General features: G+C 72.7%; 18 protein-coding genes. 15 read left to right on the top strand and 3 right to left on the bottom strand.

Annotated features, from left to right (window positions below; translation table 11 throughout):
• Positions 1–16 precede the first annotated feature (16 nt).
• From STRVI_RS33770 to STRVI_RS33750, 5 genes are all read left to right on the top strand, one after another.
• Positions 17–1,378: an NYN domain-containing protein gene (locus STRVI_RS33770; RefSeq protein ID WP_014060062.1), complete on the top strand. Its 1,362-nt coding sequence runs from the start codon at positions 17–19 to the stop codon at positions 1,376–1,378.
• Between the two features lie 361 nt (positions 1,379–1,739).
• Positions 1,740–2,765 carry an NlpC/P60 family protein gene (locus STRVI_RS33765; protein WP_014060061.1) on the top strand — a complete coding sequence of 342 codons (1,026 nt, stop codon included), beginning with the start codon at positions 1,740–1,742 and terminating at the stop codon, positions 2,763–2,765.
• A gap of 231 nt (positions 2,766–2,996) precedes the next feature.
• Positions 2,997–4,124: an NlpC/P60 family protein gene (locus tag STRVI_RS33760; protein WP_014060060.1), complete on the top strand. Its 1,128-nt coding sequence runs from the start codon at positions 2,997–2,999 to the stop codon at positions 4,122–4,124.
• A gap of 70 nt (positions 4,125–4,194) precedes the next feature.
• The gene (locus STRVI_RS33755) at positions 4,195–5,430 is read left to right on the top strand and encodes a hypothetical protein (RefSeq protein WP_014060059.1); all 1,236 of its coding nucleotides are present in this window, start codon (positions 4,195–4,197) and stop codon (positions 5,428–5,430) included.
• A gap of 538 nt (positions 5,431–5,968) precedes the next feature.
• On the top strand, positions 5,969–7,111 hold the full coding sequence (locus STRVI_RS33750; RefSeq protein ID WP_014060058.1) for a glycosyltransferase family 4 protein: 1,143 nt from the start codon (positions 5,969–5,971) through the stop codon (positions 7,109–7,111).
• A 225-nt stretch (positions 7,112–7,336) separates the two neighbouring features.
• Here the strand turns inward: STRVI_RS33750 and STRVI_RS33745 are convergent, their stop codons facing one another.
• Entirely contained in the window at positions 7,337–9,133 is a 1,797-nt protein-coding gene (locus STRVI_RS33745) for an AMP-dependent synthetase/ligase (protein ID WP_014060057.1), read from the bottom strand.
• A 252-nt stretch (positions 9,134–9,385) separates the two neighbouring features.
• Here STRVI_RS33745 and STRVI_RS33740 point away from each other — a divergent pair, with 252 nt between their 5' ends.
• The 6 genes from STRVI_RS33740 (at position 9,386) to STRVI_RS33715 (ending at position 14,675) form a co-directional block, all read left to right on the top strand.
• Positions 9,386–10,147 (top strand): metallophosphoesterase family protein, encoded by a 762-nt coding sequence (locus STRVI_RS33740; RefSeq protein ID WP_014060056.1) that lies wholly within the window; start codon positions 9,386–9,388, stop codon positions 10,145–10,147.
• A gap of 66 nt (positions 10,148–10,213) precedes the next feature.
• Complete coding sequence (locus STRVI_RS33735) at positions 10,214–10,654, top strand: SRPBCC family protein (RefSeq protein WP_014060055.1); 441 nt, start codon at positions 10,214–10,216, stop codon at positions 10,652–10,654.
• A gap of 125 nt (positions 10,655–10,779) precedes the next feature.
• A complete protein-coding gene (locus STRVI_RS33730; protein ID WP_014060054.1) occupies positions 10,780–12,105 on the top strand; it encodes an ArsA family ATPase in 1,326 nt (441 codons plus the stop codon).
• A gap of 234 nt (positions 12,106–12,339) precedes the next feature.
• On the top strand, positions 12,340–12,813 hold the full coding sequence (locus STRVI_RS33725) for a DUF5304 domain-containing protein (protein WP_014060053.1): 474 nt from the start codon (positions 12,340–12,342) through the stop codon (positions 12,811–12,813).
• Positions 12,814–12,870: 57 nt separating this feature from the next.
• On the top strand, positions 12,871–13,812 hold the full coding sequence (locus STRVI_RS33720; RefSeq protein ID WP_014060052.1) for an ROK family glucokinase: 942 nt from the start codon (positions 12,871–12,873) through the stop codon (positions 13,810–13,812).
• Positions 13,813–13,835: 23 nt separating this feature from the next.
• The gene (locus STRVI_RS33715) at positions 13,836–14,675 is read left to right on the top strand and encodes an endonuclease/exonuclease/phosphatase family protein (protein WP_014060051.1); all 840 of its coding nucleotides are present in this window, start codon (positions 13,836–13,838) and stop codon (positions 14,673–14,675) included.
• 97 nt (positions 14,676–14,772) lie between these two features.
• Here the strand turns inward: STRVI_RS33715 and STRVI_RS33710 are convergent, their stop codons facing one another.
• Both STRVI_RS33710 and STRVI_RS33705 read right to left on the bottom strand, forming a co-directional pair.
• On the bottom strand, positions 14,773–15,399 hold the full coding sequence (locus STRVI_RS33710; RefSeq protein WP_014060050.1) for a hypothetical protein: 627 nt from the start codon (positions 15,397–15,399) through the stop codon (positions 14,773–14,775).
• Positions 15,392–16,213 carry an alpha/beta hydrolase gene (locus STRVI_RS33705; protein WP_014060049.1) on the bottom strand — a complete coding sequence of 274 codons (822 nt, stop codon included), beginning with the start codon at positions 16,211–16,213 and terminating at the stop codon, positions 15,392–15,394. The genes STRVI_RS33710 and STRVI_RS33705 overlap by 8 nt, the downstream gene beginning before the upstream one ends.
• 126 nt (positions 16,214–16,339) lie before the next feature.
• Between STRVI_RS33705 and STRVI_RS33700 the strand changes: the two genes are divergently transcribed.
• The 4 genes from STRVI_RS33700 (at position 16,340) to STRVI_RS33685 (ending at position 20,264) form a co-directional block, all read left to right on the top strand.
• Positions 16,340–17,065 (top strand): lysophospholipid acyltransferase family protein, encoded by a 726-nt coding sequence (locus STRVI_RS33700; RefSeq protein ID WP_043236950.1) that lies wholly within the window; start codon positions 16,340–16,342, stop codon positions 17,063–17,065.
• Between the two features lie 78 nt (positions 17,066–17,143).
• Complete coding sequence (gene macS, locus STRVI_RS33695; RefSeq protein WP_014060047.1) at positions 17,144–18,379, top strand: MacS family sensor histidine kinase; 1,236 nt, start codon at positions 17,144–17,146, stop codon at positions 18,377–18,379.
• On the top strand, positions 18,376–19,056 hold the full coding sequence (locus STRVI_RS33690) for a response regulator (RefSeq protein ID WP_014060046.1): 681 nt from the start codon (positions 18,376–18,378) through the stop codon (positions 19,054–19,056). Before macS ends, STRVI_RS33690 begins: the two co-directional genes overlap by 4 nt.
• A gap of 179 nt (positions 19,057–19,235) precedes the next feature.
• Positions 19,236–20,264 carry a 6-phosphofructokinase gene (locus STRVI_RS33685; protein ID WP_014060045.1) on the top strand — a complete coding sequence of 343 codons (1,029 nt, stop codon included), beginning with the start codon at positions 19,236–19,238 and terminating at the stop codon, positions 20,262–20,264.
• The last annotated feature ends 98 nt before the right edge of the window (positions 20,265–20,362 follow it).

Below are 20,362 nucleotides of genomic sequence, written 5' to 3'. Positions count from 1 at the left end.
AACGGAGCGATGACAGGTGGTGGAGCGGACCGGTGACCCCGGGGCGGCCGGTGACGCCGAGGGCGTCACCGAGGCGCTGGACCGCCCGCTGCCGGAAGGGGTGCGGCGGCGGGTGGTGGCGCTGGTCGCGGACGCCTTCGGCGGCCTGACGGTCACCGAGCTGCCCACCCAGCTTCGGCAGTACGCCCGCTTCACCCCGACCCGCCGCGCCAAGTTCGCGGGCAACGCGATGGCCGCCGCGGTGGAGAGCGACCCCGTCTTCCGGCAGCGGATCGCGGGGCGGCTGCGGGAGACCCAGCGGGAGCTGGCCGAGGCCATCGAGGGCGGATCGCCGCCCGCCGCGGCCGATCCGGTGGATGTGGCGGCGGTGGCGTATGTGCTGCGGCCGGTGGGCTGGGTCAAGCTGGTCGAGGCGGCGGGCGAGGAGGCCCAGCGGGCCTCCGCCGAGCGGGCCGGTGAGGAGGCGGCGCGCGAGCTGCAGCGGCTGCGCGACGAACTCGCCGAGGCCAAGGCGGCCACCCGGCATGAGACGGAGCGGACGCGCAGCGAGTTGGAGGCCGCCCGTAAGGAGAACGACGGGCTGCAGCGCAAGCTGCGCAGCGCGCAGAGCGATGTGCGGCGGGGCGCGGCCGCGGTGCGCAAGGCCGAGGCGGAGCTGGAGTCCGTACGGGCGGAGGCGGCGGCCCGTCAGGCCACCGCGGACAGCGAGGCGCGGCGGCTGCGGGCCCGGCTCGCGGAGGCGGAGTCGGCGCTGGAGGCCAGCCGGCGGGCGGTGCGCGAGGGGCGCAGCGTGGAGGACATGCGGCTGCGGCTGCTGCTGGACACGGTGCTGGACGCGGCGCAGGGGCTGCGGCGCGAACTGGCCCTGCCGCCCGCGTCGGTGCGCCCGGCGGACACGGTGGACGCCGTGGAGCCGGGGAAGATGACGCCGAAGGACATAGCGACCAGGGCGCTGTCGGAGATGGACCCGGCCCTGCTGGACCAGTTGCTCGCGCTGCCGCAGGCGCATCTGGTGGTGGACGGCTACAACGTCACCAAGACCGGCTATCCCACGATGCCGTTGGAGAAGCAGCGGCTGCGGCTGCTGGGCGGTCTCGCGGTGCTCGCGGCCCAGACGGGCGCGGAGATGACCTGTGTCTTCGACGGGGCCGAGCTGCTCGCGCCGGTGCTGCTCGCGCCGCCGCGCGGGGTGCGGGTGCTGTTCAGCAAGCCCGGGGTGACGGCGGACGAGTTGATCCGCCAGATCGTGCGCGCGGAGCCGCCGGGCCGGCCGGTGGTGGTGGTGTCGACCGACCGCGAGGTGGCCGACGGGGTGGCGCGCGCCGGAGCGCGCCCCGTGGCATCCGCGCTGCTGCTGAAGCGACTTGCCCGTACCTGAGGCGTCGTAGCCCGTATCTCCGTTATTCCCGTATTCCCGGATTCCGCGTTCCTGTGGCTCCATGCCCGAACTCTCTTCAGAGGTCGACCTCGCACTACTTCTGATGTCAGCGGAGCGTCGATCGACCATCACTGCCCGTGTGACATTCGTAAAAGATGCGCTTCCGGGGCGACTTTTTTGCCGTTGGGATTTGAACGGATCACGGCGGGGTCACTAAGGTCGGCTCGAACCTTCGCGCGGTTGATCACCCATCCGGGGTGACAGCGGAGGTACCGCCGAGTCCGCGCCCTGTCGCGGAGCCGGGGCTTCACAACCCCACCAACTCCCGGTAGGCGGCTGGAGGAAGAAGGAGCTCGCCTTCGTGGCGTCCCACCGTCGACCCAAGCAGCCGAGCCGCACTCGGGTAACCGTCCTTACCGCGACCGCGGCCGCCGCCGTCGCTCTCACCTCCCAGGCCGCCCAGGCCGCTCCGAAGCAGGACAAGAAGGACGTCAAGGAGCAGGTCGACAAGCTCTACGGAGAGGCGGAGCAGGCGACCGAGAAGTACAACGGCGCCAAGGACAAGCAGCAGAAGCTGGAGAAGCAGGTCGGCGATCTGCAGGACAAGGTGGCGCGCGGCCAGGAGGACCTGAACAAGCTGCGCAACGGCCTGGGTTCGATGGCCACCGCCCAGTACCGCTCCGGCGGCATCGACCCGTCGGTGCAGCTTCTCCTCTCCTCCGACCCGGACACCTACCTCGAGAAGGCGTCCACCCTCAGCCAGCTGAGCGGCAAGCAGGCCGAGTCCCTGCGGAAGATCGCCGACAAGCAGCGCACCCTCAAGCAGCAGCGCGAGGAGGCGTCCACCAAGCTGCAGGACCTGGCGGACACCCGTAAGGCGCTCGGCAAGAAGAAGGACGAGATCCAGGGCAAGCTGTCCAAGGCCCGGAACCTCCTCAACACCCTCACCGCCAAGGAGCGGGCCAAGATGGCCGCCCAGGACGCGGAGCGTGCCAACCGCTCCAGCAGCCGGGTCGACCTGGGCAACGAGGTGCCGGAGTCGGGGCGTGCCGCCGCCGCGCTCGCCGCCGCCAAGACGAAGATCGGCCTCCCGTACGTCTGGGGCGCGACCGGTCCGTCCTCCTTCGACTGCTCCGGACTCACCGGCTGGGCCTACCAGCAGGCCGGGGTGCAGCTCCCGCGCATCTCCCAGGACCAGGCGAACGCCGGCAGCCGCATCGGCCGCGGTGAGCTCAAGCCGGGCGACCTGGTGCTCTTCTACGGCGACCTGCACCACATAGGTCTCTACGCGGGCAACGGCCAGGTGCTGCACGCGCCCAAGCCCGGTGCCGGTGTGCGCTACGAGTCGATGGACAACATGCCGTTCCAGTTCGGCGTCCGGGTCTGATCCGGAAGGTCTGATCAGGAACTGGAAAACGGGTCTCAAACCGCCCCAAGAGCCATCCTTTAGGGCGAATCTCCAGCGCGCTCGCTGATCCTCCGCCCCGCCGGTGACCTGCGTCACTCGGCGGGGTGTCAGTTTCTCCGCACACCACGGCCGTTGGACCGTGGTTAGCCCCACGGCTACTGTCTGCCCGCAGTCCTCAGCCCGACACTGCGGAAGGGAGTGCGGCTACCCATGGCGTTCTGTCGTCGCGTCGCGAAACCCGGGTCCGGCCGGGCCGCCGTCTGGACCGCCGCCTCGGCGGCCGCGGTGGCCTCCGCCGCCGCGCTGTCCGCCGTGGCGGCCGGTGCCGAACCGCACGACCCGGCGGGCCGTCCGGCCGCCCGGTCCGCCGGCGACCGCATCGCCACGCTCTACGCCCAGGCGGAGCGGGCCACCGAGCGCTACAACGCGGCGCAGACGCGCACCCAGGCCCTGCGCCGCGAGGTCGACCGGATCCAGGACCGGGTCGCCAGGGGCCAGGGGCGGGTCAACCGGATGCGGGTGGCGCTCGGCGCCCTCGCGGGCGGGCAGTACCGCACCGGCGGGATCGATCCGGGCCTCGCCCTGCTCCTCTCCGGTGACCCGGCCCAGTACCTCGACCGGGCCGCCACCCTGGAGCGGATCACCAGCCGCCAGGCCGCACGGCTACGGGTGGTCCAGAGCGCCCAGCGCACACTGCGGCAGGAGCGCGCGGAGGCCGCGGCCAAGCTGGTGAAGCTGGAGCACAGCCGCCGGGCCGTGGCCCGCCACAAGCGGGCGGTCCAGCACCGGTTGGCCACGGCGCGGCGGCTGGTGAACGCGCTGCCGCCCAGGGAGCGGGAGACCCATGGGCAGCACCGCGCCTCGCGGGCGGGCGGACGGGAGCCCGGCGCCCTCGCCGGGCTGCCGCCGGGCACCCTGTCCTCCGGTACGGGAACCGGCCCCGGTGAGCTCCCCGGTGGCCGCATCGGCGGGCGGCATGCGGCGCCGTTCTCGGGGCGGGCCGCCGCGGCGTTCGGCGCCGCACGGGCGGCCCTCGGGCTGCCGTACGCATGGGGCCACGCCGGTCCCACCGCCTTCGACTGCTCCGGGCTGACCCAATGGGCCTACGCCCACGCCGGAGTGGCCATTCCGCGCACCTCACAGGCCCAGGCGCACGCCGGGCAGCCGGTGCCGCTGTCCCAGGCCCGCCCCGGCGATCTGGTGGTCTACCGCTCCGACGCCAGCCATGTCGCCATGTACGCGGGCAACGGACAGGTGATCCACGCCCCCTACCCAGGGGCGCGGGTCCGCTACGACGCCGTGGACATGTTGCCGATCTCTTCCATCACTCGCGTCTGAAGCCGGCGCGCGGGCTCGTACGATCTAAGACGTGGCGGGTCGGTGGAGATCGGGCGGATGGCGGGCGCTGTTGTGCCTGCCGCTGGTGGGCACGTTCACCCTGACCGCGCTGGGCGGCTGTGCCCCCGCCCCCGCGCCCGACGACCCCGAGGGGCGCGACGGCCGGGCCGTGCAGCGCCTGCTGGACCAGCGGGCCGCGGCGGTCCGGGAGCGGGACGCGGACGCCTTCCTGGACACCGTGGACCGCGGCTCCGCCCGGTATGTGGCCGAGCAGCGGCGGGTGTTCCGGCAGATGTCCGCCGTACCGCTGCGCTCCTGGACCTACCGGCTGGTGCGCACCGGCGGTTTCACCCCCGCGCCGGTCGGCGGCCGCAGCCTCGCCGCACAGGTCGAACTCCGGTACCGGCTGACGGGATACGACACCGCGCCGGTCGTCTCCGCCCAGTACCTGACCCTCGCCCGGCGCGACGGGCGGTGGTACGTGGCCTCCGACGACGGCGTGGTGGACGGCAAGCGCGGTACGGAACAGCTCTGGGACCAGGGCACGGTCGACGTCGTCCGCGGCGCCCACAGCCTCGTCCTGGGCGTCGGCCAGGACCGGCGGGTGCTGCGCGCGGTCGCCGGCATCGCGGATCGGGCGGTGCCCGTCCTCGGCCGGGTCTGGCCCCATGAGTGGGCCGGACGCGTCGTGGTCGAGGTCCCCGCCTCCCTGGGCCGGATGGCCGCCCTGCTCGGCGCCTCCGCGGACGGCTACCGCGGGATCGCCGCCGTCACCACGGGCGAGGTCGGCGGGGCCGGTGACGAGGCGCCCGCCGACCGCGTGATCGTCAACCCCGAGGCGTACCGGGTCCTCGGCGACTTCGGCCGGCGCGTCGTGATCACCCATGAGACGGCCCATGTCGCCACCCGCACCGCCACCAGCGCCTCCACCCCGCTCTGGCTCTCCGAGGGCTTCGCCGACTGGGTGGGCTACCGCACCCCCGGCCGCACCCCCCGCCAGGTCGCCCCCGAACTCACCGACGGCGTCGTCGCCGGGCACCCGCCCACCTCACTGCCGCGCGACGACGACTTCCGCTTCGGCAGCGACCCCGACCGCCTCTCCCGCGCCTATGAACAGGGCTGGCTCGCCTGCCGCCTGATCGCGGACCGGTGGGGCGAGCGGAAGCTGGTCGACTTCTACCGCGCGGTGGGCCGGGCCCCCGAGCGCTCGGGGGCTGTGGAGTCGGCGCTGCGGAAGGTGCTGGGGGTGAGCCTGGCGGAGTTCACGGCGCTGTGGCGGAAGTACGTGGCGACCGAGCTGGGCTGAGGGCCGTCCTGGTCCCGGCCCGGGTGGGTCGGAGCGGGTGGGTGGCGATCGAGTTGGGCTGAGGGCCGTCCTGGTCCCGGCCCGGGTGGGTCGGAGCGGGTGGGTGGCGATCGAGTTGGGCTGAGGGCCGTCCTGGTCCCGGCCCGGGTGGGTCGGAGCGGGTGGGTGGCGATCGAGCTGGGCTGAGGGCCGTCCTGGTCCCCGCCCGGGTGGGTCGGAGCGGGTGGGCGGCGATCGAGCTGGGCTGAGCGCCGTCCTGGTCCCCGCCCGGGTGGGCCGGAGCGGGTGGGCGGCGATCGAGCTGGGCTGAGCGCCGTCCTGGTCCCGGCCCGGGTGGGCCGGAGCGGGCTGGTGGCGATCGAGCTGGGCTGAGGGCCGCCCGGGTACGCCGGAGCGGGCGGGTGGTGATCGAGCTGGGCTGAGGCCCGGCCCGGTTACGCCGCAGCGGGTGGGTGGCGACCGAGCTGAGCGCCGCCCTGGTCCCCGGCCCGGGTACGCCCGAGCGGGTGCGCCGTGGCACCCGGTACTGTCGGCCACGATGGACAAGACCCTGCTCGTGACCAACGACTTTCCGCCCCGCCCCGGCGGCATCCAGGCGTTTCTGCACAACATCGCGCTGCGCCTCGACCCGGACCGGATCGTCGTCTACGCCTCCACCTGGAAGCGCGGCCAGGAGGGCGCCGAGGCCACCGCCCGCTTCGACGCCGAGCAGCCGTACCAGGTCGTCCGGGACCGGACGACCATGCTGCTGCCCACCCCGAGGGTCACCCGCCGCGCGGCCGCGCTGCTGCGGGAGCACGGCTGCACCGCGGTGTGGTTCGGCGCCGCCGCGCCGCTCGGGCTGATGGCCCCCGCGCTGCGCGCGGCGGGGGCGCGGCGACTGGTGGCCACGACGCACGGCCACGAGGCGGCCTGGGCGCAGCTACCCGCCGCACGGCGGCTGCTGCGGCGGATCGGCGGGTCCACGGACACCATCACCTATCTGGGTGAGTACACCCGCTCCCGTATCGCCGCCGCGCTCGACCCCCGGGACGCCGCCCGGATGGTCCAACTGCCCCCCGGTGTGGACGAGAAGACCTTCCACCCCGGCTCGGGCGGCGACGAGATCCGGGCCCGCCTCGGCCTCGCCGAGCGGCCCGTCGTGGTGTGTGTCTCCCGGCTGGTGCCGCGCAAGGGGCAGGACACGCTGATCCGGGCCATGCCGCGGATCCTGAAGCGGGTGCCGGACGCCGTGCTGCTGATCGTCGGCGGCGGGCCGTACGCGAAGGACCTGCGCCGGCTCGCGGAGACCGAGGGCGTGGCCGACTCCGTACGGTTCACCGGCCCCGTGCCCTGGGAGGAGCTGCCCGCCCACTACGGCGCGGGCGACGTCTTCGCCATGCCCTGCCGCACCCGCCGTGGCGGGCTGGACGTCGAGGGCCTCGGCATCGTCTATCTGGAGGCGTCCGCGACCGGGCTGCCGGTCGTCGCCGGGGACTCGGGCGGGGCGCCGGACGCGGTGCTGGACGGGGAGACCGGGTGGGTCGTCCGGGGCGACTCCGCCGAGCAGAGCGCCGAGCGCGTCGTGACCCTGCTGGAGGACGCCGAACTGCGCCGTCGCATGGGCGAGCGGGGCCGCGCCTGGGTGGAGGAGCGCTGGCGCTGGGATCTGCTGGCCGACCGCCTGAAGTCGCTGCTGTGACGGGCCCCGACATCGCGGCGTGACGGTCCCCGGCGTCGGGCTGTGGCGGTCCTCGACGTCGGGCTGTGGCGGTCCCTGAGGTCGGGCTGTGGCGGTCCTTGACGTCGGGCTGTGGCGGTCCCTGAGGTCGGGCTGTGGCGGTCCTTGACGTCGGGCCGTGGCGGTCCCTGAGGTCGTTGCTGTGACGGTCCGGGCCCGGGGGCATCGCCCCGGGCCCCGCCGTCGTCAGCCGCGGTAGATGGCCTCGATCTCGGACGCGAAGTCCTTCGCCACCACGTTCCGCTTCAGCTTCAGCGAGGGCGTCACATGCCCGGAGTCCTCGGTGAACTGCGTCGCCAGGACGCGGAACTTGCGCACCGACTCCGCCTTGGACACCGCCGCGTTGCCGTCCTCCACCGCCTGCTGGATCTCGGCCAGCAGCTCGGGGTCCTCCCGCAGCTCGGCCACCGTCACACCCTCGGGCTTGCCGTGCTCGGCCGCCCAGCTCGGCAGGAACTCCTCGTCGACCGTGATCAGCGCGCCCACGAAGGGACGGCCGTCGCCGACGACCATGCACTCGGCGACCAGGGCATGGGCGCGGATCCGGTCCTCGATCACCGCCGGGGCGACGTTCTTGCCGCCCGCGGTGACGATGATCTCCTTCTTGCGGCCGGTGATGGTGAGGTAGCCGTCCTCGTCGAGCGTGCCCACGTCCCCGGTGTGGAACCAGCCGTCCGACAGCGCGTCCGCGGTGGCCGTCTCGTTGTTCCAGTACTCGGTGAAGAGGTGCTCACCGTGCAGCAGCACCTCGCCGTCGTCGGCGATGCGCACCACCGTGCCCGGCATCGGCTGCCCGACCGAGCCGATCTTCTGCCGGTTCCAGGGGTTGAAGGTGGTCGCCGCGCAGGACTCCGTCAGGCCGTACCCCTCCAGCACCGTGAAGCCGATGCCCCGGTAGAAGTGGCCCAGCCGCGCGCCCAACGGCGCACCGCCGGAGATGGCGTGGGTGGCCCGGCCGCCGAGTACGGCCCGCAGCTTGCTGTAGACCAGCCGGTCGAAGACCTTGTGCTTGAACCGGAGCCCGAAGGACGGCCCGCCCGGGGCGTCCAGCGCCTGGCTGTACTCGATGGCGGTGTCGGCCGCCTTGTCGAAGATTTTGCCCTTGCCCTCGGACTGGGCCTTCGCCCGCGCCGAGTTGTAGACCTTCTCGAAGACGCGCGGCACGCCCAGCACCAAGGTGGGCCGGAACGCGGCGAGTTCGTCGGTCAGGGACTTCACATCCGGCACATGGCCGAGCTTGATCGGCGCCAGCACCGCCGCGATCTCCACCAGCCGCCCGAAGACATGGGCCTCGGGGAGGAACAGCAGCACCGACGACTCACCGGTGTTGAAGATCGGCTTCAGCCGCGCCACCGCGTTGCCGCATTCGGCGAAGAAGCTGCGGTGCGAGAGCACACAGCCCTTGGGGCGGCCCGTGGTGCCGGAGGTGTAGACGATGGTGGCGGGGGAGTCGGCGTTGGCGATCGAGGAGCGCTCGTCCACCTTCTCCTCGGGCACGTCCGCGCCCAGCTTCCGCAGCGTCTCGATGGCATCGCCCTCGATCCGCCAGACATGCTTCAGGGTGGGCAGGCTGTCCCGGATGGCCTCGACGGCGGCCTCGTGGACCCCGGTCTCGACCAGCGCGGCCACGGCGCCCGAATCGCTGAGGATCCACTGGACCTGCTCCGGTGAACTCGTCTCGTACACCGGCACGGTGACCCCGCCGGCGCTCCAGATGGCGAAGTCCAGCAGTGTCCATTCGTAGCGGGTCCGCGACATCAGGCCGACCCGGTCGCCCGGCTCGACCCCGGCCGCGATCAGGCCCTTGGCGGCGGCCCGCACTTCGGCCAGGAACGCGGTCGCGGTCACGTCCTCCCATTGGCCGTCGACCTTGCGGCCGACCACGGCGACATCGGGATGCTGTGCGGCATTGCGGCGGATGAGATCCGTCAGATTGCCGTCGGCCGGAACCTCGTACAGGGCCGGAAGGCTGAACTCGCGCAAGACTGCTGCTCCTCATGGGGCGCCGGCGCCGCTACAGGGCATGGGGGGTGGTGGACGGCCCGGACGTTACCCATCGGTACGCTTCCGGGATAGGGGTTCCTGCCCAGATGTTTGATGCGTCACACACCGCCTTCATGCTGCCCGCAGACTAGTCGACGGACGCCGCGGCCGCTGAGGAACCGCAGGTGGACGCGGGTCGCTGCAGGCAGAACACCTTACGGGCACGGGCCCTTACGTCTTAGGGTGACATGCATGCGAGTCCACGTGGTGAGTGACGTGCACGGCAACAGTGAGGACCTCGAGAAGGCCGGTGACGGGGCGGACGCCCTGATCTGCCTCGGCGACCTCGTGCTCTTCCTCGACTACGCGGATCACACCCGTGGCATCTTCCCCGATCTCTTCGGGGTCGAGAACGCCGACCGCCTCGTCGAGCTGCGCACCGCCCGCCGGTTCGAGGAGGCCCGGGTGTTCGGCGACCGGCTGTGGGAGGGGATCGACCGCCACACGGCGATAGAGTCCGCGATCCGCCGCCAGTACGCCGCGCTCTTCGCCGCGTTCCCCACTCCGACGTACGCCACCTACGGAAATGTCGACCTGCCGGCACTGTGGCCGGAGTACGCCCAGTCCGGTACCACCGTCCTCGACGGCGAGCGCGCCGAGATCGGCGGGCTGGTCTTCGGCTTCGTGGGCGGCGGGCTGCGCACCCCGATGCGCACCCCCTACGAGGTCGACGACGAGACCTACGCGGCGAAGATCGCGGCGCTCGGCGAGGTGGACGTGCTCTGTACCCACATCCCGCCGGAGGTGCCCGACCTCTGCTACGACACCGTGGCCCGCCGCTTCGAGCGCGGCAGCACCGCCCTTCTGGAGGCGATCCACACCGTCCGTCCCAAGTACGCCCTCTTCGGCCATGTCCATCAGCCGCTCGTCCGCCGTATGCGGATCGGCGCCACCGAGTGCGTCAATGTCGGACACTTCGCCTCTTCCGGTACCCCCTGGGCCCTGGAGTGGTGACGCGCGCGCGGTAGCCTTCAGCGGCAGAGAGCTCATGCGGCGGACCGGTACGGAGGAGCCACGGCGATGGCGGAACACACCAGCTCGAGCATCACGATCGAGGCGGCCCCGGCCGACGTGATGGAGGTGATCGCCGACTTCGACCGCTACCCGGAGTGGTCCGGTGAGGTGAAGGAGGCCGACATCCTCACCAAGGACGACCGGGGGCGTGCCGAGCAGGTGCGGATGCTGCTCGACGCCGGGGCGATCAAGGACGACTACACCCTCCAGTACAGCTGGACCGGAGACGACCAGGTCAACTGGTCCCTGGTCAAGTCCCAGATGCTGCGCACCCTTGACGGCTCCTACCGGCTGTCGGCGCGCGACGGCGGCAAGAGCACCGAGGTGACGTACCAGCTCACGGTCGACGTCAAGATCCCCATGCTGGGCATGATCAAGCGCAAGGCCGAGAAGGTCATCATCGACCGTGCGCTCGCGGGCCTGAAGAAGCGCGTCGAGAGCGCCTGACCCGGCGGACCACCCGGGCCCCGACGGTGCCCGGGGTGGTCCGCGGCGCGGGGTACGCTCCGGCCGGGCGGATCATCCAACCCGCGCCGCGCATCTGACGCATCACCCTGCCGGAGGCTCCCTTCATGCGTACGGTCCTCGTCACCGGTACCGGCGGCGCGGGCCGCACCACCGTGGCCGCCGCGACCGCCCTCGCCGCCGCCCGTGAGGGGCAGCGGACGCTGCTGCTCACCGCCGACCCGGACGGCACCCCCGAGGCGCTGCTCGGCATCCGCGCGCTGCGGTTCGCCCCCGGGCGTTCGGCGGACCGGCTGCCGTGGTCCGTACCCGTCGAGCTCGCCCCCGGAGTGTGGGCCGCGCGGATCATCACGGACGAGTGGTTCCGCAGCGAGCTCACCGCTTTGCAGGACCGCGGCCATGGCCTGCTCGACCTGCTCGGCGCGACCCCGCTGGACGGCGAGGAGCTGACCGCCCTCCCCGGGGTGGAGTCCCTCGCGCTGCTGCGGGCCCTGCGCGCTGCCCGGACCGCCCCGCCCGGCACCGGCTGGGACGTCCTCGTCGTCGACATGCCGCCCGCGCCGGACACCGTCGCGCTGCTCGCCCTGCCCCAGCAGTTGCGGCGCTATCTGCGGCGGCTGCTGCCCGCCGAGCGGCAGGCGGCCCGTGCGCTGCGGCCGATGCTCGCCCAGCTTGCGGGGGTGCCGATGCCCGCGCAGAAGCTGTACGAGACGGCCGAGCGCTGGGAGCGGGAACTGGCCGCCGTCCAGGGGGTGATCGAGTCCGAGGCCACGACCGTACGGCTGGTCGTGGAGCCCGGGCCGCTCGCCGACCGGGCGCTGCGCACCGCCCGCGCCGGTCTGGCGCTGCACGGCTGCCGGGTGGAGGCGGTGATCGCGAACCGGCTGCTGCCCACCGGGAGCTCCGACTCCTGGCTCGCCGCGCTCTCCGGCCAGCAGCAGGACGCGCTCAAGGAGCTGTACGAGCAGTGGGCGCCCGCCGTCCCGGTCCGTGAGCTGCCGCATCTGGGCCGCGACCCGCACGGCGTCGGCGATCCGCGGGGCGCGGAGCCGCGGCCCGGCGAGGGCGGTGGGGCCGGTGCGGACGGTGTGGATGCCCGGCGCGCCCCGGCCGGGCTCGCGGCGCTGGCCGGGGCCGTCGGGGCTCCCGCGGCGCGGCCCGACCGGCCCGCCCCCGACCCCTGGACCGTCGAGGACCGGCTGGCCGACGACGGGGTGCTGCTGTGGCGGCTGCCGCTGCCCGGCGCCGACCGCGACGGGCTCGGGCTGGTGCGCCGGGGTGACGAACTGATCGTCAGCGTCGGCCCGTTCCACCGGGTGCTGCCGCTGCCGTCCGCCCTGCGCCGCTGCACCGTCTCCGGCGCGGGGCTGCGCGACGGATGGCTCCAGGTGCGCTTCACCCCCGACCCCGACCTGTGGCCGAAGCGGCTCTGAACCCGGCTCCGGCCGAGGGCGGTCCGGGGGCGGTCCGGGGGCGGTCCGGGGGCTCCGGGCTTCCGGACGGTTTCGGGCCCCCCGGCCGTTCCAGGGCCTGGTCTCCGGTCGTTCCCCGGCTCCGGTCCTGGCCGGTCCCGGGCTCTGACCCCGCCCCCCTCCTTCGGGTAACGTCGGTCACAAGCCCGGATGAACGTCACCGGGCAGTCAGCATCCCCGCCGCAGGAGTTCGCCATGAGCGATGCCACCGAGCGCCCCGCAGAGTCCCCGCTCACCGATGTACCGGTCACCGAGATGGACCCCGACGCCTGGGAGCGGGCGTGTGCCGAGGACCTCGCCGCCGAGCGGGCCAGGCGGCGGACCCGGCAGACCGCCGAGGAGCCGGGGAGCGTCGCCGAGGAGTTCCTCAAGCTGGCCGACGCGCTCGCCGACAAGGTCGCCGGGCTCCAGGCGCCGATCGCCGGGACGGCGGTTCAGGGGGCCGTACAACAATTGATCGAACAGGCGAAGGCCGCCGCGGAACCGGTCATAGAGCGCAATCCAGATGTTTTCGAACACCTCGCCAGCGCCGGATCCGAGCTGCTCGCCGCCTATCGCGCCGCCGTGACCGGCCAGGAGCGGCGCTGGACCCAGGGCGCCGAGGACAGCTCCACGGATCGCGGCCAGGAATCGGAGAGTTCGAGTAATGAACACATCGACCTCGACTGAGCGCCACCTCCGGTACCGTTAGCGTCGGCGGGGTTCGACCAAATAACTGAGGGACTCATGGGACTCACCATCGGCGTCGACATCGGCGGTACGAAGATCGCGGCCGGCGTGGTCGACGAAGAGGGCTCGATTCTCGAGACGAGCCAGGTTTCGACCCCGCAGACTCCCGAGGGAGTCGTCGACGCCATCGCGGACGCGGTGCGCATCGTCAGCGAGGGACACGAGATCGAGGCCGTCGGCATCGGCGCGGCCGGGTATGTGGACGACAAGCGCGCCACCGTGCTCTTCGCGCCCAACATCAACTGGCGGCACGAGGCGCTCAAGGACAAGGTCGAGCAGCGCGTCGGCCTGCCCGTCGTGGTGGAGAACGACGCCAATGCCGCCGCCTGGGGCGAATACCGCTTCGGCGCCGGGGTCGGCCATGACGACGTCGTATGCATCACCCTCGGCACCGGCCTCGGGGGCGGCATCATCATCGGCGGCAAGCTGCACCGCGGCCGCTTCGGCGTCGCGGCCGAGTTCGGCCACATAAGGGTCGTCCCCGACGGTCTGCTGTGCGGCTGCGGCAGTCAGGGCTGCTGGGAGCAGTACGCCTCCGGCCGTGCGCTGGTCCGCTACGCCAGGCAGCGCGCCGCCGCCACCCCGGAGAACGCCACGGTCCTCCTCGGCCTCGGCGACGGCACCGCCGAGGGCGTCGAGGGCAAGCACATCAGCGACGCCGCCCGCCAGGGCGACCCGGTGGCCATCGACTCCTTCCGTGAGCTGGCCCGCTGGGCCGGGGCCGGGCTGGCCGACCTCGCCTCGCTCTTCGACCCCTCGGCCTTCATCGTCGGCGGCGGGGTCTCCGACGAGGGCGATCTGGTCCTGGAGCCGATCCGCAAGTCCTTCCGGCGCTGGCTGGTCGGCAATCAGTGGCGTCCGCACGCCCAGGTGCTCGCCGCCCAGCTCGGCGGCAAGGCCGGGCTCGTCGGCGCCGCCGACCTGGCCCGCCAAGGCTGAGGGGCGAGGGGGGAACCGTCATCGTGCCGCTCGCGGACCTGCCCGGATCCACCACCGGCCCGGACGCGGCCGTGGTGCGGGTGCTCAGCTACAACATCCGCTCGATGCGCGACGACCGCGAGGCGCTGGCCCGGGTGATCCGGGCCTGCACCCCCGATGTCGTCTGCGTCCAGGAGGCGCCGCGCTTCTTCCGCTGGCGCAAGGCCGCCGCCTGGCTGGCCCGGGAGACCGGCCTCGTCTACACCACGGGCGGGGCCACCGCCGCCGGCCCGATGATCCTCACCTCGCTGCGCGCCCATGTGGAGCACGCCGAGGACATCCTGCTGCCCCGCGTGCCCGGGCTGCACCGGCGCGGTTTCGCGACCGCCGTGCTGCGCTTCGGCGGCGGCCACCGCGACCCCGGTGCCCGGGAGAGCGACCCCGGTGCCCGGGAGAGCGGCGACGGCGCCACGGAGAGCGCCGACGGCGTTCGGCTCGGCGTGGTGAGCTGCCATCTGAGCCTGGCGGAGGCCGAGCGCTACGAGCAGGCCGGGCTGCTGCTGGACCACCTGGCCGCGCTGGACGTCCCGTACGCCATCGCGGCCGGAGACATCAACGACCGGCCGGACGGCCTCGCCTTCCGCCGGATCGCGGGGAAGCTGCGGGACGGCTGGACCACCGAGCCCTGGGGGAGCGAGGCCACCTCGAACCCCAAGGACCCGCATCAGCGCATCGACGCGGTCTTCGCCTCCGAGGGCGTCGAGATCATCGGCTGTGGGGTCCCGGCCGGGCTGCCCGGCGTCACCGACGCGGACCTCCTGGCGGCCACGGACCACCTTCCGGTCCTGGCCGCGCTCCGGCTGCCCCGCGTCGCCCCGGTCTGAGGCCAGCCCCCAGGCGGAGCCGGAGCTGGGACGCCCGGCTCCGGAGCGCCGGGGTCGGACGACGGCAGCCCCGCCGTCAGGCGACGGCAGCCCCGGGTCAGACGACGGCGCCGCGCCCCGGGTCCTCGTCCTCTTCCTCGTCGTCGTCCTTCATCCGCATCACCAGCGTGACGAAGCCGCCCAGGAAACCCCCGACGCCCAGCGTCGCGATCCACCAGACCATCTCCACCTGGAACAGCACCACACCGAGCAGCAGCAGCGGCCCGCCCAGCACGCCCAGCCAGGCGAAGCGGGAGGTGGTGTCGGACTCGGGGAGCGGAGGCGGCTCGGGCGGGACGAAATGGCCCTCGTCGGCCTCGTCGAAGTCGTCCTCCGACGACTCCTCGGGCTCCCAGTCGCGGGGGCCCACGCCCGGGGCGTAGACGATGAAGCCGCCCACCGGCTTACCGGTCTTGTCGGTCTTGGTCAGCCCGGCCGTCGCCGCCCCGCCGACGGCCTCGCCGTCACCGGGTCCGTCGGTGTCTGTGCCGGTCTCGCCGTCCGCCGCGGGCGGGCCGTCCTGGTCCCGCTCCCGCTCCTCGTCGAGGTTCTCGGCGGCGGGCCATCGCTCGGCGCCCGGAGGGTCCTGCGGCTCCTCCCCGTACGCGGCGACGATGGCGGCGAAGGCGGCGTCGTCATCGCGCCGCGCGTCCGCCTCGTTCTCATTCGAGTCGCGCTCAGCCACTGGCCGCCGCCCCCTCCTTCCCGCTTCCCTTCCCGAGGTCGGTCCGGGTGTCGGTGTCTTCACCCATACCCGCCGTCAGCCGGGTGATGAACGTGTCCGTCTCCTCGAAGATGAACTCGGCGTCATGGTCCAGGGTCGCCACATGGAAGCTGCGCTCCAGCAGCCGCTCGGTGACGTCCCGCGAGGACACCTGACTCAGGATGCGCTCGGAGTCGGCCGGCGGCACCACATGGTCCTGGGGGCTGTGCATGACCAGCAGCGGCTGGGTCACCTGCGGCAGTTCGGCGTCGACCACCCGGTAGAGGCGGCGCATCGAGTGCACGGCGTGCAGCGGCATCCGGTCGTAGCCCGACTCCTGCGCCCCCGGCTTGGCGATATCGCTCGCGATGCCCTTCACCGAAGGCACCAGATGACGCAGCACCGGAAGGGCCACGGCCAGCGGATCGTGGATGCGGTTGGCCGGATTCACGAGGGCGAGGCCGCTGATGGCCGCGCCGTGCTGGGCGGCCAGCCGCAGCGCGAGTGCCCCGCCCATCGACAGACCGCAGACGAACACCCGCTCGCAGCGCCGGATCAGCGACCGCAGCTCGCGGTCCACCTCCGCGTACCAGTCCTGCCAGCCGGTGACCGCGAGGTCCTGCCAGCGGGTGCCATGGCCGGGAAGCAGCGGCAGTGAGACGGTCAGACCACGGGCCGCGAGATGGTCGGCCCAGGGCCGCACGGACTGCGGGGAACCGGTGAAGCCGTGACAGACGAGGACGCCGATCTCTCCGCCGTCATGGCGGAACGGCTCGGCTCCGGGCAGGAGCGGCACCACGGATCTCCGTTCACTGGGGAAGCGGGTATCGAGGTCCTCAGCGTACGCGGCGCGCCGCGTACGGGGTAGGCAGGTTAAGGTCTCCTCGTCGGATACAGGAGGTCCCGGTTGTTCTACGGCGCTATGAAGCTGTCGGTGGGTGGCGCGTTGAAGCTCACCTTCCGGCCCTGGGTCGAGGGGTTGGAGAACGTCCCCGCCGAGGGGCCGGCCATCCTCGCGAGCAACCACCTCTCCTTCTCCGATTCCTTCTTCCTGCCCGCGATGCTCGACCGGAAGGTCACCTTCATCGCCAAGCAGGAGTACTTCACCACCCCCGGGGTCAAGGGGCGGCTCACGGCGGCCTTCTTCAAGGGCGTCGGCCAACTCCCGGTGGACCGCTCGGGTTCGCGCGGCGCCGGTGAGGCCGCCATCAAGGCGGGCATCGATGTGATCAAGCGGGGTGAGCTCTTCGGCATCTACCCCGAGGGCACCCGCTCGCCCGACGGACGGCTCTACCGGGGCAAGCCGGGCGGCCTGGCCCGGGTCGCGCTCGCGACCGGTGCGCCGGTGCTCCCCGTGGCGATGATCGACACCGAGAAGATCCAGCCCCCCGGCAAGGTCATGCCCAAGCTGATGCGGCCCGGTATCCGGATCGGCAAGCCGCTGGACTTCAGCCGCTACCACGGCATGGACGGCGACCGCTTCATCCTGCGCTCGGTGACCGACGAGGTCATGTACGAGATCATGAAGCTCTCCGGCCAGGAGTACGTGGACGTCTACGCGACCGCCGCCAAGCGGCAGATCGCGGATGCCGAGGCGACCCGTAAGGCGGCCGAGAGGGAGAAGGACAAACACAAGTCCGGCGCCTAGCCGCGCCGCACCGGGGGGTGGGGGACGTTGACGGAGCGGTCCAGAGGTGAGCGCGCCGGGGGCGAGCGCGTGGTGCGGATGTCCGTCGAGCAGCCGCTGTGGCAGGCGCTGACCGCTTACCGGGTGCTCACCCTGCTCTACGCGCTCGGCCTGTGCGTCTACTCCTTCGACGACTACGACCACCCGCTCGGCGCCGTCGTCTATCTGGCGGTGCTCACGCTGTGGACGGCGCTCACCTTCCGGATGGTCTCCTCGGCCGAGCGCTGCACCCGGCAGTTCCTCGTCGGCGACCTCGGCATCGCGGTGACCGGCATTCTGCTCACTCCGCTCGTGGACAGCCACGACCGGATCGTCGAGGGCACGCCCACCCTGCCCTCCATATGGACGATGGGCGCGGTCCTCGGCTTCGCGATCAAGGGTGGCTGGCGCTGGGGAGCCTCGGCCTCCACCGTGGTCTGCGCCGCCAATGTGATCGAGCGCGGCGGATTCGCCCAGGACACCGTCCATATGCTGCTGCTGGTGTGGGTGGCGAGCGTGGCCATCGGCTACGTCGTCGAGGTGGCCCGCGCCAGTGAGCGCACCCTCGCGCGGGCGCTGCGCATCGAGGCGGCGACCCGGGAGCGGGAGCGGCTGGCCCGCGACATCCACGACAGCGTCCTCCAGGTGCTCGCCATGGTGCAGCGGCGCGGCGCCGCGATCGGCGGCGAGGCGGCCGAACTGGGCCGGATGGCGGGGGAGCAGGAGATCGCGCTGCGCACTCTGGTCTCCACCGGTCTGGTGACCCCGCCGCGCGGGGCGGACGCCGCACCCGACCCGGGCGGCCCGACGGACGCGGCGGGCCCGTCGGCCCCGCCCTGTCCGCCCGACCCCGAACGCTCCGACGGCGGCCCCTGCGATCTGCGCGCCCTGCTGGCGCCGCACGCGGGCTCCCAGGTCACCTTCTCCGAACCGGGCGCCCCGGTGCTCCTCCCGGCGGGCGTCGCCGGGGAGTTGGCCGCCGCCGTGGGCGCCGCCCTGGACAACGTACGGGTCCACGCCGGGGAGGACGCCCACGCCTGGATCCTGCTGGAGGACGAGCCGGACGCGGTGATGGTGACCGTACGGGACGACGGCCCCGGCATCCCCGAGGGGCGGCTGGCGGACGCGGAGGCGGAAGGCCGCCTGGGGGTGGCCCTGTCGATCCGGGGACGGCTGCGCGACCTCGGCGGCACGGCCGCGTGGATCTCGGCGCCGGGGCAGGGCACCGAGGTGGAGTTGACGGTTCCGAAGGCGCCGGCGAAAAAGGCGAAGGCAAAGGGGGAAGCGGCACGATGACCGCACAGCACGACGGCCGCCCGATGACGGTGATGGTGGTCGACGACCATCCGATGTGGCGCGACGCGGTGGCCCGGGACCTGGCCGAGGCCGGGTTCGACGTGGTGGCCACGGCCGGGGACGGACCGCAGGCGGTCCGCCGGGCCAAGGCGGCCGGGCCCGATGTCCTGGTGCTCGACCTCAACCTGCCCGGGCTGCCGGGCGTCGAGGTGTGCAAGGAGGTCCTCGCCGACCGCCCCGAGCTGCGGGTGCTGGTGCTCTCCGCGAGCGGTGAGCACGGGGACGTCCTGGAGGCGGTCAAGTCCGGGGCCACCGGCTATCTGCTGAAGTCGGCCAGCACCGAGGAACTGCTGGACGCGGTGCGCCGTACGGCGGCCGGCGACCCGGTGTTCACCCCCGGACTCGCGGGCCTGGTGCTCGGCGAGTACCGGCGGCTCGCGGGCGAGCCCGCCCCCACCGCCGCCGACCAGCCCGCCGTCCCGCAGCTCACCGAGCGTGAGACGGAGGTGCTGCGGCTGGTGGCCAAAGGGCTGTCGTACAAGCAGATCGCCGAGCGGCTGGTCATCTCGCATCGCACGGTGCAGAACCACGTCCAGAACACCCTGGGCAAACTCCAGCTTCACAACCGCGTGGAGCTGGTCCGCTACGCCATCGAGCGCGGCCTGGACGACGCCTGAGGCCGTCCGGCTGACGCCATGACACCGCCTCACCCCTCGTACGGGTGAAGTTCCAAACCAACTCCCTTGATCCGCGCGGGAATCGACTGACGCCCCATCCCGTGTGACCTGGATCACCGTTAGCGTGGCTCTCCGTACCGGGCCCAATCACGGGATTCCATGGGAGAAGGGAAGAAACGATGCGGGTCGGAGTGCTGACCGGCGGCGGTGACTGCCCCGGGCTCAACGCGGTCATCCGCGCCGTCGTGCGCAAGGGCGTACAGGAATACGGCTATGACTTCATCGGCTTCCGGGACGGCTGGCGCGGCCCTCTCGAGAACGACACCGTTCCCCTCGACATCCGCGCGGTGCGCGGCATCCTGCCGCGCGGCGGCACCATCCTCGGCTCCTCCCGCACCAACCCCCTCAAGAGCGAGGACGGCATCCGACGGGTCAAGGAGACCCTGCTCAAGGAGGAGGTCGACGCGCTGATCGCGATCGGCGGCGAGGACACCCTCGGCGTCGCCGCCCGGCTCTCCGGCGACTACGGGATCCGCTGCGTCGGCGTCCCCAAGACCATCGACAACGACCTGTCCGCCACCGACTACACCTTCGGCTTCGACACCGCCGTCAACATCGCCACCGAGGCCATCGACCGGCTCCACACCACCGCCGAATCGCATATGCGCGTGCTCGTCGTCGAGGTGATGGGCCGTCACGCCGGATGGATCGCCCTGCACTCGGGGCTCGCCGGCGGCGCCAATGTCATCCTCCTCCCCGAACAGCGCTTCGACGTCGACCAGGTCTGTGCCTGGGTCGAATCCCGCTTCAAGATCCGCTACGCCCCGATCGTGGTCATCGCCGAGGGCGCGATGCCCAAGGACGGCGACGCGGTCCTCAAGGACGACTCGACGGACTCCTTCGGCCATGTCCGGCTCTCCGGGGTCGGCGAATGGCTGGCCAAGGAGATCGAGAAGCGCACCGGCAAGGAGGCCCGCACCACCGTCCTCGGCCATGTCCAGCGCGGGGGCACGCCCAGCGCCTTCGACCGCTGGCTGGCCACCCGCTTCGGGCTGCACGCCATCGACGCGGTACGGGACGAGGACTTCGGGAAGATGGTGGCGCTGCGCGGCACCGACATCGTCCGGGTTCCGCTTGCCGAGGCGACCGCACGGCTCAAGACCGTGGATCCCTCGCTCTACGCCGAGGCCGAGGTCTTCTTCGGCTGAGGCCGTCTGGGTGCAGTACGGCGATGGGCCGGGCGCGTCTTCCGCACCCGGCCCATCGTCACGCCGCCGTCCGGACGGGCGGGCCGTCCGGATCAGCC

Origin of the sequence: Streptomyces violaceusniger Tu 4113, from assembly GCF_000147815.2 — a bacterium.
GTDB classification, from domain to species: Bacteria; Actinomycetota; Actinomycetes; order Streptomycetales; family Streptomycetaceae; genus Streptomyces; species Streptomyces violaceusniger_A.
The sequence above is the reverse complement of the archived record's forward strand: the minus strand, read 5'-3'. Positions and strand labels throughout refer to the sequence as shown.

Excerpts from the sequence above, each read along its gene's own strand:
- STRVI_RS33760 (WP_014060060.1), top strand. The coding sequence starts at position 2,997 with ATGGCGTTCTGTCGTCGCGTCGCGAAACCCGGGTCCGGCCGGGCCGCC.
- STRVI_RS33750 (WP_014060058.1), top strand. The coding sequence starts at position 5,969 with ATGGACAAGACCCTGCTCGTGACCAACGACTTTCCGCCCCGCCCCGGC.
- STRVI_RS33740 (WP_014060056.1), top strand. The coding sequence starts at position 9,386 with ATGCGAGTCCACGTGGTGAGTGACGTGCACGGCAACAGTGAGGACCTC.
- STRVI_RS33735 (WP_014060055.1), top strand. The coding sequence starts at position 10,214 with ATGGCGGAACACACCAGCTCGAGCATCACGATCGAGGCGGCCCCGGCC.
- STRVI_RS33730 (WP_014060054.1), top strand. The coding sequence starts at position 10,780 with ATGCGTACGGTCCTCGTCACCGGTACCGGCGGCGCGGGCCGCACCACC.
- STRVI_RS33725 (WP_014060053.1), top strand. The coding sequence starts at position 12,340 with ATGAGCGATGCCACCGAGCGCCCCGCAGAGTCCCCGCTCACCGATGTA.
- STRVI_RS33720 (WP_014060052.1), top strand. The coding sequence starts at position 12,871 with ATGGGACTCACCATCGGCGTCGACATCGGCGGTACGAAGATCGCGGCC.
- STRVI_RS33700 (WP_043236950.1), top strand. The coding sequence starts at position 16,340 with ATGAAGCTGTCGGTGGGTGGCGCGTTGAAGCTCACCTTCCGGCCCTGG.
- macS (WP_014060047.1), top strand. The coding sequence starts at position 17,144 with ATGTCCGTCGAGCAGCCGCTGTGGCAGGCGCTGACCGCTTACCGGGTG.
- STRVI_RS33690 (WP_014060046.1), top strand. The coding sequence starts at position 18,376 with ATGACCGCACAGCACGACGGCCGCCCGATGACGGTGATGGTGGTCGAC.
- STRVI_RS33685 (WP_014060045.1), top strand. The coding sequence starts at position 19,236 with ATGCGGGTCGGAGTGCTGACCGGCGGCGGTGACTGCCCCGGGCTCAAC.